At 71.8% G+C, this 13,707-nt stretch carries 14 protein-coding genes; 11 read left to right on the top strand and 3 right to left on the bottom strand.

Going from position 1 to position 13,707, the window contains the following annotated elements; genetic code table 11:
- Positions 1–193: 193 nt before the first annotated feature.
- Genes ABD269_RS01115 through ABD269_RS01105 form a run of 3 tightly spaced genes read right to left on the bottom strand, consistent with a single transcriptional unit; the run spans position 194 to position 2,699 of the window.
- Positions 194–682 carry a flavin reductase family protein gene (locus ABD269_RS01115; RefSeq protein WP_344115085.1) on the bottom strand — a complete coding sequence of 163 codons (489 nt, stop codon included), beginning with the start codon at positions 680–682 and terminating at the stop codon, positions 194–196.
- Entirely contained in the window at positions 679–1,647 is a 969-nt protein-coding gene (locus ABD269_RS01110) for a 3-hydroxyacyl-CoA dehydrogenase NAD-binding domain-containing protein (protein WP_344115083.1), read from the bottom strand. Before ABD269_RS01110 ends, ABD269_RS01115 begins: the two co-directional genes overlap by 4 nt.
- Positions 1,644–2,699 carry an LLM class flavin-dependent oxidoreductase gene (locus ABD269_RS01105; protein WP_344115081.1) on the bottom strand — a complete coding sequence of 352 codons (1,056 nt, stop codon included), beginning with the start codon at positions 2,697–2,699 and terminating at the stop codon, positions 1,644–1,646. Before ABD269_RS01105 ends, ABD269_RS01110 begins: the two co-directional genes overlap by 4 nt.
- A gap of 207 nt (positions 2,700–2,906) precedes the next feature.
- Between ABD269_RS01105 and ABD269_RS01100 the strand changes: the two genes are divergently transcribed.
- The 11 genes from ABD269_RS01100 to ABD269_RS01050 all read left to right on the top strand — a co-directional run bounded on the left by ABD269_RS01100 (position 2,907) and on the right by ABD269_RS01050 (position 13,707).
- Complete coding sequence (locus tag ABD269_RS01100) at positions 2,907–3,404, top strand: MarR family winged helix-turn-helix transcriptional regulator (protein WP_344115079.1); 498 nt, start codon at positions 2,907–2,909, stop codon at positions 3,402–3,404.
- A gap of 119 nt (positions 3,405–3,523) precedes the next feature.
- Positions 3,524–4,894, top strand: coding sequence for an MFS transporter (locus tag ABD269_RS01095; RefSeq protein WP_344115077.1), 1,371 nt, complete (start codon positions 3,524–3,526; stop codon positions 4,892–4,894).
- Positions 4,895–4,915: 21 nt separating this feature from the next.
- Entirely contained in the window at positions 4,916–6,586 is a 1,671-nt protein-coding gene (locus ABD269_RS01090; RefSeq protein ID WP_344115075.1) for a CocE/NonD family hydrolase, read from the top strand.
- A gap of 50 nt (positions 6,587–6,636) precedes the next feature.
- Positions 6,637–7,620 (top strand): zinc-binding dehydrogenase, encoded by a 984-nt coding sequence (locus ABD269_RS01085; protein ID WP_344115073.1) that lies wholly within the window; start codon positions 6,637–6,639, stop codon positions 7,618–7,620.
- Between the two features lie 61 nt (positions 7,621–7,681).
- Entirely contained in the window at positions 7,682–8,593 is a 912-nt protein-coding gene (locus ABD269_RS01080; RefSeq protein WP_301887334.1) for an NmrA family NAD(P)-binding protein, read from the top strand.
- A gap of 206 nt (positions 8,594–8,799) precedes the next feature.
- Positions 8,800–9,297 carry a chalcone isomerase family protein gene (locus ABD269_RS01075; RefSeq protein ID WP_344115070.1) on the top strand — a complete coding sequence of 166 codons (498 nt, stop codon included), beginning with the start codon at positions 8,800–8,802 and terminating at the stop codon, positions 9,295–9,297.
- 105 nt (positions 9,298–9,402) lie between these two features.
- Positions 9,403–9,816, top strand: a complete 414-nt coding sequence (locus ABD269_RS01070) for a nuclear transport factor 2 family protein (RefSeq protein ID WP_301887336.1) — start codon at positions 9,403–9,405, stop codon at positions 9,814–9,816.
- A 52-nt stretch (positions 9,817–9,868) separates the two neighbouring features.
- Positions 9,869–11,134 carry a beta-ketoacyl-[acyl-carrier-protein] synthase family protein gene (locus ABD269_RS01065; protein ID WP_301887337.1) on the top strand — a complete coding sequence of 422 codons (1,266 nt, stop codon included), beginning with the start codon at positions 9,869–9,871 and terminating at the stop codon, positions 11,132–11,134.
- Positions 11,131–12,369 (top strand): ketosynthase chain-length factor, encoded by a 1,239-nt coding sequence (locus tag ABD269_RS01060; protein WP_344115066.1) that lies wholly within the window; start codon positions 11,131–11,133, stop codon positions 12,367–12,369. The genes ABD269_RS01065 and ABD269_RS01060 overlap by 4 nt, the downstream gene beginning before the upstream one ends.
- A gap of 11 nt (positions 12,370–12,380) precedes the next feature.
- Positions 12,381–12,635 (top strand): acyl carrier protein, encoded by a 255-nt coding sequence (locus tag ABD269_RS01055; protein ID WP_301887339.1) that lies wholly within the window; start codon positions 12,381–12,383, stop codon positions 12,633–12,635.
- A 124-nt stretch (positions 12,636–12,759) separates the two neighbouring features.
- A complete protein-coding gene (locus tag ABD269_RS01050; RefSeq protein ID WP_344115064.1) occupies positions 12,760–13,707 on the top strand; it encodes an aromatase/cyclase in 948 nt (315 codons plus the stop codon).

The following is a 13,707-nucleotide window of genomic DNA, read 5'->3' as shown; positions in this document are numbered from 1 at the left end:
CCCCACCCCGCCCCTTCCCGAACCGGGGCTCCGCCCCGGACCCCGGTCCTCAAACTCCCCCAGCTACCGCTGGGAGGTGCCCCCACGGGCTGGATTTTCCAGCCCGTCCGGCGTTTGAGGACAGCGCGCGAAGCGTGCTTCGGGGGTCTGGGGGCTTGCCCCCAGTTTCGGGAAGGGGCGGGGTGGGGGAAAATCAGTCGCCCAAGCGATGGAACTCGCTCCCGAAATACACCATCGGCCGCCCCGGCCCCACCCGCACGTTCCGGACCTCGGCCACCAGGATCACGTGATCCCCGGCCACATGCCGGTCCCGCACCTCGCACTCCATGACCCCCAGCGCCCCCGGCACCCCGAGGCCGCCCTCGGGCAGTGACATGAAGGGGGCGCCCGCGAACTTGTCACCCCCCTTCGTCGCGAACCGCCGCGCCACCCCCACCTGATCCTCCGCGAGAATGCTGATCGCACACGTGGAGGACGACCGGAACGCCTCGTAGGAGTTCGCCGTCTTCGCCAGGCACACGAGCACCAGCGGCGGGTCCAGCGACACGGAGCAGAACGAACTCGCGGTGAATCCATGCGGGTTGCCTTCCGCGTCGCGCGTCGTGGCCACGACGACGCCGCTCGCGAACCGCGCCATCGTCGCCCGGAATTCGTCGATGCCGTAGCCGAGCTCCACGGTCATGACGAGGACTCCGGCGGTGCGAGACGGTTCAAGGTGGCGAGCAAGGCCAGTTGGCGGGCGTCACGCCAGGCGGCGAGCCGCTCGTAGGCCCCGGGCCCGCGGCCGAACGCCTCCTCCGCCTGCTCGACCAGCAACTCGACCGCCGGACCGTCCAGTTCGGGGGTGCCGAGGTGCTGCCACTCCGCCGCCATCTTCGGCCCGACGGCCTCCAGCATCCGCCGCAGCCCGCCGGGCCCGCCGCCGAGGTGGAAGGCGCGGAAGGGGCCGACGGCCGCCCAGCGCAGCCCGATCGAGCCGGTCACGACCGCGTCCAGCTCGTCGACGGTGAGGACGCCGTCGAGCACGAGGTGCACGGCCTCCCGGAAGAGCGCCGACTGCAGGCGGTTGGCGACCGTTCCGGTCACCGGCCCGCGCACGGCGACGGGTGTCTTGCCGAGCGACCGGTAGAAGTCGAGGGCCCGGGTGACGGCGTCGGGGTCCGTGCGCGTGCCGGGGATGATCTCCACGAGCGGGATCAGGTGCGCCGGGTTGAACGGGTGGCCGATCATGAGCCGCCCCGGGTCGGCCATGTCCGCGCCGATGTCGTCGGCGCGCAGCGAGGACGTCGACGACAGCAGCAGCGCGTGGCCGGGCGCGGTGTGCTCGATCCCGGCGAACAGCTTCTGCTTCTCGGCCAGGTCCTCGCGCAGGTTCTCCTGCACCACGTCGGCCCCGGCCACCGCCTTCGCCACGTCGGGCTCGACGGTCACGCGTTCCAGCAGCTCCGCCGGGTCGGCGGGCCCGCCGGGCAGGGTCGCGGCGAACAGCTCGACCCCTTCGCGCACGGCCTGTTCAGCGTCCGCGCGGCGGGAGTTGACGCGGACGTCGAGGCCGTGCGCGAGGAACAGCGTCGTCCAGGCCAGGCCGATCGTCCCGGCGCCGACGACCGCCGCGGTCCGTACGGGCTCGCCGGCCGTACCGCTCATCGGCCCTGCGCGGCGAAGTGCGGTGCCACGTGCTCGGCGAACAGCTCCAGCGAGCGCCTCGACTGCTCCACCGGCAGCAGGCCGGAGTGGATGGTGAGGCTCACGGTGATGTCCGCGCCGTACCAGGACTCGATCTCCTTGAGCTGCGTCAGGACCTCGCCGGGGGTGCCGGCCAGCAGCTTGTTGTCACCGAGCTTCTTGTCGAAGTCGTAGTTCCTGGTGGCGTCGAGGATCTTCTCGTAGCCGGGGTACGCGCTGCTGGACACCTCGCCCCACGCCCGGACCGCCTCGCCGAGGCGCTCGTTGTAGCGCTCCTCGTCGTAGCGGGCGATGCGGCGCGCCTCGGCGCCGTCCTCGGCGAGGTAGCAGGGGTAGCTCAACTGGACGTTGCCCTCGCCCTCGTGGCCCGCTTCCGCGCGCGCCGTACGGTAGGCCGCGATCAGCTCCTGGGTCCGCTCCCGGTTGGAGGTCGCGGGGACGAGCAGCAGGTGGTAGCCGTTGCGCCCGGCCTCCTCGCAGGACTCCTGGCTCATCGCGGTGGCGATGTAGATCGGGGGGTGCGGCTGCTGCACCGTACGCGGCTGGAGCGTCACCGGCCCGAACTGATGGAAGCGGCCCTCCCAGACCACGTCCTCCTCGGACCATAGCCTGCGGCACGCCTCGACGCCCTCGGCGAAGATCGCGCGGCTGTCGTCGATGGAGATGCCGAAGGCGGCGAACTCGTCGGGCAGGAAGGCCCGTCCGAAGCCCACGTCGAGCCGGCCGTGCGAGAGGTTGTCCAGCATCGCCAGCTTGCCCGCCAGCTTGACCGGGTGGGTGAAGGCCGGGATGACCGCGCCGGTGATGATGCGGACGTTACGGGTCCGGGCGGCGGCCGCGGCCAGGAAGGTCACGGGGTCGGGGCTGTACCCGCCGTAGCTGAAGAAGTAGTGCTCCACCGTCTTCACATGCCGGTAGCCCAGCTCGTCGGCCCGCTCGATCAGGCCCAGCGCCTCGTCGTAGTAGGTCTGGGCGTCCTTGTCCTTCGGTCCCACGGTGGGGAAGAACGTCACACCGAATTCCACATCGCACCTCGTTGCATGCCGGTTTCACCTGAGCACAGCGACAGTCACAAAGTCGGCTCGCGGGCCGCTCGACGCCCGATCGAGCCCCGGTGGATCTCCCTTGCCCCGTACGGCACTTCTTGCGAATGCTGTTGCGCAGCAGCGCAGACATGATGGATAGTTGGTGGGAGCCAACCAACTTGTAAGGGGGAGGCAGTGCGGGACGAAGACCGTGCGGGGGCGTCGGACGATGCCCCCGCGGCGAGCACCGAGCAGGAGACGGGACGGGTGGCGGGCGCCCTCGCGGTCGTGGGGAACTGGATGTTCTCCACCGCGATCCGGCGGCGCATCATGGCCGACTCGGGCCTCGGGCTCCCGCTCGGGGACTACACCCTGCTCGCCCAGATCTCCCACGGCGGGCCCGTGCGGCTCTCGGTGCTGGCCGAGGCCATGGAGGTCGACAAGTCCACGCTCACCCCGCCCGCCAAGCGGCTGGAGGAGCAGGGCCTCATCGAGCGCTCGCCCGATCCCACGGACGGCCGGGCGCAGTTGGTGAAGGTCACGCGAGCCGGACGGCTGGCCATCACCAAGCTCTGGAAGGCCCGCGCGCGGGCGGTCGCCGAGCTGATGACCGACTGGGACGCGCCCGACGTGGCGTATCTGGCGGACAGCCTGGAGGCGCTCGCGGACGAGATCAAGAAACGGGGGTACTGAGCCCGGTGAAAAGCCCGTTAAGCGCCCCGCAACCGGAGTCGGGAACGGGGGAGGGCACACGGGACGCGTTACCCCCCGCCCCTCCCACACCCGCCGGACGGCGGCCGGCCGCACCCTGGGTGATCGTCACCCTCGCGTGCCTGGGCCAGTTCATGGTCCTGCTGGACGTCTCGATCGTGAACGTCGCCCTCCCCTCCATCCAGGAGGGCCTCGGCTTCACCCCCGCCGACCTGCAATGGGTCGTCAACGCCTACACCCTGACCTTCGCCGGCTTCCTGCTGCTCGGCGGGCGGGCCGGTGACCTCTTCGGCCGCAAGCGGGTCTACATCGCGGGCATCGCCCTCTTCACCCTCGCCAGCCTGGCCGGCGGACTCGCCACCGACCCGGGAGTCCTGGTCGCGGCACGGGCGTTGCAGGGCGTCGGCGCGGCCGCGCTGTCACCGGCCACGCTGGCCCTGCTCACCACGACCTTCCCCGAGGGGCCGCGCCGCACCGCCGCGCTCGGCCTGTGGAGCGCGGTCGCGGGCGGCGCCGGAGCCGTCGGCTCGATCAGCGGCGGCGTCCTCACCGGCTATCTCTCCTGGCGCTGGGTGCTGCTGGTCAACATCCCCATCGGCATCGGGCTGATCATCGCCTCCGCCCGCGCGCTCCAGGAGCGCCGCGGCGACGGGCCGCGGCGGCTGGACGTGGCGGGCGCGATCACCGTGACCCTGGCCCTGATGGCCCTGGTCTACGGCATCGTGAGCACCGCGAACTACGGCTGGGGAGACGCGCGCGTCCTCGTACCGCTGATCGCGGGGGTCGCCCTGCTCGGGCTGTTCGTGGCGATCGAGACGCGCTTCGCCGCGGTGCCGCTGATCCGGCTGGGCGTGCTGCGCTCCAGGTCGGTGACCGGCGGCAACCTCGTCGGCCTGCTGATGAACGCGGCCTTCCTGTCGATGTGGTACTTCGTCTCGCTCTATCTGCAGGACGTGCTCCACTTCAGCCCCGTGAAGGCCGGGCTGGCCTTCCTCCCGCACACGGTCATGGTCATGGTCGGCGCCCGGCTGAGTTCCCGCCTGGTGCACCGGCTCGGCCACCGGCCGCTGATCCTCGCCGGAGCGCTCAGCGCGTTCGCCGGCTTCGTATGGCAGGCGCAGATGACGCCGCACAGCGACTTCCTGCTGATGGTGGTCCTGCCCGGCATCCTGATGTCCCTCGGCGTCGGGCTGGTCTTCACCCCCGTCGCGGCCGCGGCCACCTCGGGCGTCGCCCCGGCCGACGCGGGTGTGGTGTCGGGGCTGCTGAACACCTCGCGGCAGATGGGCGGCGCGCTCGGCCTCGCCGTGCTGACCACCCTCTCCACCGCGCGCATCCACGCGGAGTCCACCGGCACGGGCCCCACGGCCGGCGCCATGGTCTCCGGATACAGCTTGGCCTTCGTGGTGGCCGCCGCGTTCGTCGCGGCCGGCGCGATATCCGCGCTGGTGCTGCCACGGCACCGGAATTGAACGAATCCCAAGGAGCGTCACATGGTCAACGGAAGTGAGCATCCCACCGCCCCGGCACCGCTGAAGTTCCGCGAGCCGAACCCCCTCGCCGAGGGCAACTACCCGGGATTCGCCCCCCGTTCGGTCACCGAGAACGGCCTGCGCATCGACTACGACGTCGCGATCCCGATGCGGGACGGCGCGGAGCTCTACGCGAACGTCTACCGCCCCGAGCACGCCGCCGAGGACCTCCCCGTGATCATCGCGTGGGGCCCGTACGGCAAGCACGGCGGGCGCACCACCGCACCGAGCCGCAGCGCCGCCAGCGGGGTGCGGCACGAGCAGCTGTCGGAGTACACCGCGATCGAGGCCCCGGACCCGCAGTTCTGGTGCCCGAACGGCTTCGCCCTGATGTACGTCGACCCGCGCGGCACCTGGTGGACCAAGGGCGACTACACCCTGGCCTCCGACCAGGAGGCCCGGGACTTCCACGACGCGATCGAGTGGGCGGGCACCCGAGACTGGTCCAACGGCAAGGTCGGCCTGTCCGGCGTCTCCTACCTCAGCATCGCGCAGTGGCGGGTGGCGGCCACCCGGCCGCCGCACCTCGCCGCGATCAACCCCTGGGAAGGGCTGACCGACTTCTACCGCGACGTCGCCTACCACGGCGGCATCCCGGAGACCGGCTTCATGGAGACCTTCGCCCGGCGCAGCCTCGGCTACTCCACGACGCGGGTGGAGGACCTGGAGACCCTCCACAAGGAACACCCCTTCTTCGACGCCTACTGGCAGGCCAAGGTCGCCGACCTCGCGGCGATCGAGGTCCCGGCGTACGTGGTGGCCAGCTGGTCCAACCAGGGCCTGCACGGGCGCGGCACGCTGGAGGGCTTCAAGGCCATCTCCTCGCCGCAGAAGTGGCTGGAGGCGCACGGCCGCAAGACGTGGCAGTACTACTACGAGCCGGAGAGCCTGGAGAACCAGCGGCTGTTCTTCGAGTGGGCGCTCAAGGGCGTCGACAACGGCTGGACGCGGCGGCCCAAGGTCCTCACCGAGGTCCGCGAGCGCCACTCCGTGGGCGGGTTCGCGCAGGAGACGGAGTGGCCCATCGCCCGCACCGCCTACACCCCGCTGCACCTCGACACCGCGACCGCCGGCCTCGACGAGAAGCCGTCGGAGACCTCGACCGCACTGCGCTACCCCGCGCAGGGCGAGGGCAACGGCGCCCGCTTCCGCCACGAGTTCACCGAGCGGACCCGGCTGACCGGCCACGCCAAGCTGCGGCTGTGGATCGAGGCGGACGGCTCCGACGACGCCGACCTCTTCGTCGTCCTGCGCAAGATCGACCGCTCGGGCGAGGTCGTGCCCTTCCCGTTCTTCGCGCTCTACGACGACGGGCCGGTCGCCCTCGGCTGGCAGCGGGCCAGCCACCGCGCCCTCGATGCGGAGCGGTCCACGCCCTGGCAGCCCTGGCACACCCACGACCGCGAGGAGCGGCTGGAGCCGGGCGTGCCGGTGCCCGTGGAGATCGAGATCTGGCCGTCCTCCACCCTCTTCGAGGCGGGCGAGCAGCTCGAACTGATCGTCCAGGGCAGCGACTACATGACCGGGGTGCTGCCCGGCCACCGCACCACACGGAACGCGGGCGACCACATCATCCACAGCGGTGGCGACCACGACTCCCACCTGCTGATCCCGGTGATCCCGTCGGCCTGACCGAGGCCCGGCGGAATCAATCCCAGCCCACGACAAGGAGTTTCACACCCATGCGCGCGGTACTGCTGCATCAGTTCGGCCCCCCGGAGAACCTCAAGATCGGCGAGGTGAGCGCGCCGGCCCCCCGGCCGGGAGAGGTCACCGTGGACGCCGCGGCCATCGGGGTCCAGTTCCTGGAGACACAGGTCCGCTCGGGGAAGATGGGCGGCGTCCTGGGCGGCGCCCCCTTCCCCGTCGTCCTCGGCAAGGAACTCGCGGGCACGGTCGGCGCGGTGGGCTCCTCCGAGCACGCCCACCTGATCGGCAAGCGCGTCCTCGCGAGCACCGCCGGCACCGGCGGCTACGCCGAGAAGGCCGTCGTCCCCGCGGACTCGGTCATCGAGATCCCCGCCGGGCTGGACACCGAGGACGCCCTCGCCCTCTACCGCTACGGCTGCACGGCCGCCGGGCTGATCCGCGCGGCGCGCCTAGGCCCCGGCGACCGCGTCCTCGTCCAGGCCGCCGCCGGCGCCGTCGGCACCCTGCTGGTCCAGCTGCTCAAGGCCGCGGGCGTCGGAACCGTCATCGGCACGGCGCGCGGCGAGCGCAAGCTGGCCCTGATCAAGGAGCTGGGCGCGGACCTCGCCGTCGACTACTCCGAGACCGGCTGGGACAACCAGGTCCGCGCCGCGCTCGGCGGCACCGTGGACGTGGTCTTCGACCACATCGGCGGCCCTGTCTCGAAGGCGGCCTTCGGGCTGCTCACCGGCGGCACCGGCCGCTTCGTCACCTTCGGCTTCTCCAGCGGCTCGCCCGTGGAGATCGGCCCGATGGAACTCCTCGGCCGCGGCCTGACCCTCACCGGCTTCACGGCCGGCCAGGTCTGGAGCCGTCCCGACCACGCCCGTGAGCTGGTCACCGAGGTGCTCGACCTGGCGGTGGCCGGGCGCGTCAAGGCCGTCATCGGCCAGCGCTTCCCGCTGGCGGAGGCGGCGGCCGCGCACGCGGCCGTCGAGTCGCGGGCCACCGTCGGAAAGACGTTGCTCATCCCCTGAGAGCAACGCCCTTTTATCTATTCGACTTTCACTGATGAAATCGACAAGGAGAGAACGGGACATGGCAACAGACGCAAAGATCCTGGTGGCCGGCGCGACCGGACTGCTCGGCAGCCAGATCGCCGCGAACCTGCTGGACCGCGGCGCGAGCGTGCGGGCCCTGGTGCGCCCCGGGATCGACGCGGAGAAGAAGGCCGCGCTCAGCGCCCTTGAGGCGCGTGGCCTGGAGCTCGTCGAGGGTGACATCACCGACGACGTGGACAAGCTCGCCGGTGCGCTGAAGGGCGTGGAGACCGTGGTCTCCGCCGTCCAGGGCGGCCCCGAGGTGATCGTCGACGGCCAGGAGAACCTGCTGCGCGCCGCCGAGAAGGCCGGGGTCTCCCGCTTCGTGCCCTCCGACTTCGCCATCGACATCTTCAAGCTCGACTACACCGACAACTTCATGATCGACATGCGCAAGAAGGCCGCCGAGCGCTTCGCGGGCTCCCCGGTCTCCGTGCTCTCCGTGCTCAACGGGGCGTTCATGGAGGTCATGATCACCTTTATGCAGATCGTGGACTTCGAGAAGAACACCTTCTCCCACTGGGGCGACCCCGACCAGCCGATGGACCTGACCTCCGTCAAGGACACGGCCGCCTTCACCGCCGCGGCCGTCCTCGACCCGGCCCTGGCCGGCGGGGCCGTACGGTTCTCCGGCGAGGTCCTCTCGATGCGCCAGTTCCACGCCGCCGTCGAGCGCGCCACGGGCCGTACGCTCGAATTCCGCACGCTCGGCACGGGCGCCGAGCTGCGGGCCGAGATCGAGCGCCAGGCCGCGCAGACGCAGAACCCCTTCGACTACGTCGCGCTGCAGTACCAGTGGGGCATGGTGACCGGCAAGGCGAAGTTCGACTCCCTGGACAACGACCGCTACCCGGAGATCGCCCCCACCTCGGTGGAGGAGTTCGTCCGGCAGAACGCGCCGGGTGCCTGACGCCCGGCCGTCCCATTGAATGAGTGACGCCTCGGCGGGTCCGGCAGTGTGCCGGGCCCGCCGTTGTCATGCCGCGGCAGGGGGCAACGCCCCGTACTCCACCGTGACTTGAATCAGCCTCCAGGGGACTTGAGAAGACTCCTTCTCGCCGGGAACCAGCAGCGGTTCCCCCGCAGGTCTTCTCCCGAAAGGCAGATCAGATTCCCATGAGCATCTCCCGCAGCCGCCGCGCCGCCACCCGCGCCGGTCTCCTCGCCGCCTCCGTCGTCACCGCCGTCGCCGGTCTCGGCGCCACCGCCGCGGTCGCCGCCGACACCGGCACCGCCGCCCCGCACGTGGCCTCGGACGCCACCACCCACAACTCCCTGCTGGGCGTGTGGAAGGTCAAGGGCATCGCCAACGGCAACCCCGTCGAGCCGACCTACACCTTCAAGGCCGACGGCACCTTCGTGATGATCCCGGAGGACAACGCCTACGTCGGCAGCGGCACCTGGAAGCAGCAGCGCGACGGCTCCTTCACCTTCCACCTGGAGCACTACATCTACGCCGACGGCAAGCCGGTCTCCCAGATCAGGGCCGAGCAGGCGGGCAAGGTCACCGGCGACACCTTCACCTCGTCCGGCATCTCCGGCCGCTACGACCTCGACGGCAACCTCCTGGAGACCTTCTCGGTCACCATCTCGGGCACGCGCCTGTCGAAGTGACCCGGGGACGGCCGCCCCGCCGGCACGCGCCCCACCGCGGGCCGGCGGGCGCGGCGCCCACCCAGCCGTGAATCCGCACCACACCGCACCGAGGAGGCACAGGACGTGCGAGCGGTCGATGAGAAGCTGCACTCCCGCGTCACGCAGTTCTACGCGCGCCAGATGCAGGCACTGGACGCCGGGCGCTTCGAGGAATACGCCGGGACGTTCACCGAGGACGGCGTCTTCCAGCACACGCCGGGCACCGAGCCCGCGCGCACCCGCGAGGGGATCCTCGCCGAACTGCACGAGTTCAACAAGAAGTACGTGGACGACCCGGTGCAGCGTCGCCACTACTTCAGCCAGCTGCTGCTGGAGCCGCAGGACGACGGCACGCTCCGCGCCACCGTCTACGCCCTGATCGTCCGGACCCGGCCCGGCGGCCGGCCGGAGGTCTGGCCCAGCTGCGTCGTGCACGACGTGATCGTGGCCGACGACGAGACCGTCCTCCTCAAGTCCCGCCACGTGTCCTACGACTGATGTTCCACACCTAGGAGTTCTCCACCATGCACAGCACCGCAGGAACCACCCCGTGACCCGGCGCGTGGTGATCACCGGCATCGGGGTCCGCGCACCCGGCGGGTCCGGGACGAAGGAGTTCTGGAGCCTCCTCAGCGAGGGGCGCACGGCCACCCGGGAGATCAGCTTCTTCGACGCCTCGCCGTTCCGCTCCCGCGTCGCGGGCGAGGTCGACTTCGACCCGCGCGCCGAGGGCCTGACCCCGCAGCAGATCCGGCGCATGGACCGGGCCACCCAGTTCGCCGTGGCCTGCACTCGGGAGGCGCTGGCCGACAGCGGCCTGGACACCGCCGGCCTCGACCCGCACCGGGTGGGCGTCACCCTGGGCAGCGCGGTCGCCTCCGCCACCAGCCTCGAGAACGAGTACCTGGTGATGTCCGACTCCGGCCGCGACTGGCTCGTCGACCCCGCCCACCTCTCGCCGTACATGTTCGACTACCTCTCGCCCGGCGTGATGCCCGCCGAGGTGGCCTGGGAGATCGGCGCCGAGGGCCCGGTCGCGATGGTCTCCGACGGCTGCACCTCCGGCCTGGACGCGGTCGGGCACGCCGTCACGCTGATCCGCGAGGGCTCCGCCGACGTGGTACTCGCCGGCGCCACCGACACCCCCATCTCGCCGATCGTGGTCGCCTGCTTCGACGCCATCAAGGCGACGACCTCGCGCAACGACGACCCCGCGCACGCCTCCCGGCCCTTCGACGGCAGCCGCAACGGCTTCGTACTCGCCGAGGGCTCCGCGATGTTCGTCCTGGAGGAGTACGAGGCCGCCAAGGCCCGCGGCGCCCACATCTACGCCGAGGTCGGCGGCTATGCGACGCGCTGCAACGCGTACCACATGACCGGTCTGAAGAAGGACGGCCGCGAGATGGCCGAGGCCATCCGCGCCGCCCTCGGCGAGGCCCGCCTGGACGCCACCGCCATCGACTACATCAACGCGCACGGCTCCGGCACCAAGCAGAACGACCGCCACGAGACCGCCGCCTTCAAGCGCAGCCTCGGACAGCACGCCTACAACGTGCCGGTCAGCTCCATCAAGTCCATGGTCGGCCACTCGCTCGGCGCCATCGGCTCCGTCGAGATCGCCGCCTCGCTGCTCGCCATCGAGCACGGCGTCATCCCGCCCACGGCCAACCTGCACACACCCGACCCCGAATGCGACCTGGACTACGTCCCGTTGACCGCGCGCGAACAGCGCGTCGACACCGTCCTGACGGTCGGCAGCGGCTTCGGCGGCTTCCAGACGGCCATGGTCCTGCACCGCCCGGAGGTGGCCGCATGAGCACCCCCACCCGCACCGTCGTCACCGGCATCGGCGTCGTGGCCCCGGGCGGCCTCGGCCGCGAGGAGTACTGGAAGGCGCTGCTCACCGGCAGGAACGGCATCACCGCCATCACCCGCTTCGACGCCTCCCGCTATCCGTCCCGGCTGGCCGGGCAGATCCAGGACTTCGAGGCCAAGGAGCACCTGCCCTCCCGGCTGCTGCCGCAGACCGACGTCTCCACCCGCTACGCCCTGGCCGCCGCCGACTGGGCGCTCGCCGACGCGGGCCTCGGCCCCGGCTCCCCGCTCGCCGACTACGACGTGGGCGTCGTCACCTCCACCGCGCAGGGCGGCTTCGACTTCACCCACCGCGAGTTCCACAAGCTCTGGAGCAAGGGCCCGGAATTCGTCAGCGTCTACGAGTCGTTCGCCTGGTTCTACGCCGTGAACACCGGCCAGATCTCCATCCGCAACGGCCTGCGCGGCCCCAGCGCCGCCCTCGTCACCGAGCAGGCGGGCGGCCTCGACGCGATCGGCCACGCCCGGCGCACGGTACGGGCCGGCACCCGGGCCGTCCTCACCGGCGGCGTCGACTCCGCGCTCGACCCCTGGGGCTTCGCCTCCCAGCTCGCGGGCGGCCTGGTGAGCACCTCGACCGACCCGGAGCGGGCGTACCTCCCCTTCGACGCCGACGCCCGCGGCCATGTGCCCGGCGAGGGCGGCGCCATCCTCATCACCGAGGACGCCGCCTCCGCCCGGGAACGCGGCGCCGAGCGGATCCACGGCGAGATCGCCGGCTACGCGGCCACCTTCGACCCGGCCCCCGGCAGCGACCGCCCCTCCGGCCTGCGCCGCGCCGCCGAACTCGCCCTGGCCGACGCGGGCCTGGCCCCCGGCGACATCGACGTCGTATTCGCCGACGGCGCCGGGCGGCCGGAGGCCGACCGGGTGGAGGCGGAGGCGCTCCGCGCGGTCTTCGGCCCGCGCGGCGTGCCGGTCACCGCGCCCAAGGCCCTCACGGGCCGGCTCGCGGCGGGCGGCGGCGCGGCCGACGTGGCCACCGCCCTGCTCGCCCTGCGCGACCAGGTGATCCCGCACACCGCGCACACCGCCTCCGTACCCGAGGAGTACGGACTCGACCTCGTCGTCGGGCAGCCGCGGGAAGCGGCACTGCGGTCCGCGCTCGTCCTCGCGCGCGGCCGCCACGGCTTCAACTCGGCGGTCGTGGTGACCGCGGCAGACACCCACAACTGAGGGGAACCCCCATGGCACAGCTGACCCTTGACGACCTCCGCCGCGTCCTCATCGCCTGCGCGGGCGAGAACGACGACGTCGACCTGAGCGGCGACATCCTCGACGTCCCCTTCGAGGAGCTCGGGTACGACTCGCTCGCCCTGATGGAGAGCGCCGCCGCCATAGAGCGCGAGGCGGGCATCTCCGTCGCCGACGACGCGGTCTCCGACGCCGAGACGCCGCGCGCCCTGCTCGACCTGATCAACGGGGCGGTCCGGGCGGCCTGAGCCGGCCGCCCGCCGCAGCACCGCGGGGCCCGCGGCGTCACGCGGGCCCCGCTCCTCGTCCGCCCCGCCTGCCGCAAGCTCGTCCGCCGCAAGCTCGTCCGCCGTAAGGGAGAGCCCCGTTCCCATGTCCGCCGTCACTCCGCACCGCCTGCACCGCGTCGAGCACACCCGCACCGTCGACGCGCCCGCGTCCGCGCTGTACGACCTGGTCGCCGACGTCACCCGCTGGCCGGCCGTCTTCGAACCGACCGTCGCCGTACGCCACCTGGAGCGCTCCGAAGGCGCCGAGCGCTTCGAGATCTGGGCCACGGTGGGCGGTGAGGTGGCCCATTGGACCTCCCGCCGCACCCTGGACGCGGCCCGCCGCTACGTCCACTTCCGGCAGGAGCACAGCACGCCGCCCGTCACCTCCATGTCCGGCGGCTGGCTCTTCCGCGAGCTCCCCGGCGGCAGGACCGAGGTCGTCCTCCGGCACCGCTTCACCCTCGCCGACGACTCTCCCGCGGCCCTGGCCGCCCTCACCACCGCCCTGGACACCAACAGCGGCCGCGAACTCGCCGCCCTCGCCCGTGTCGCCGAACTGGGCCACCCCGTCGACGACATCGTCTTCTCCTTCACCGACACGGTCCCGCTGAAGACCACGGCCACCGAGGCGTACACCTTCGTCGCCCGCTCCGACCTGTGGCCCCGGCACCTGCCGCACGTCGCCCGCGTCGACCTCACGGAACCGCGCCCGGGCATCCAGCACATGGAGATGGACACGACCACGGCCGACGGCTCCGCCCACACGACCCGCTCCATCCGCGTCTGCGACAGCCCCCGCTGGATCGCCTACAAGCAGCAGCTCCCGCCGGCGCTCCTCACCGGCCACAGCGGCGAATGGACCTTCACCGACTCCCCGACGGACCCCGTCGCCACGGCCCGCCACACGGTCGCCCTCTCCCCGGAAGGCGTCAGGACCGTGCTGGGCCCGGACGCGACCCTCGCTCAGGCGCGCACGTACATCCGCGAGGCGCTGGGCCGCAACAGCATGACGACCCTGGAGCGGGCGGGGTCGGTCCAGTCGGTCTAG

Origin of the sequence: Streptomyces blastmyceticus (assembly GCF_039521185.1) — a bacterium.
GTDB lineage: Bacteria > Actinomycetota > Actinomycetes > Streptomycetales > Streptomycetaceae > Streptomyces > Streptomyces blastmyceticus.
Note: the sequence above shows the minus strand (reverse complement) of the source record. Positions and strands in the feature narration are given on the sequence as shown.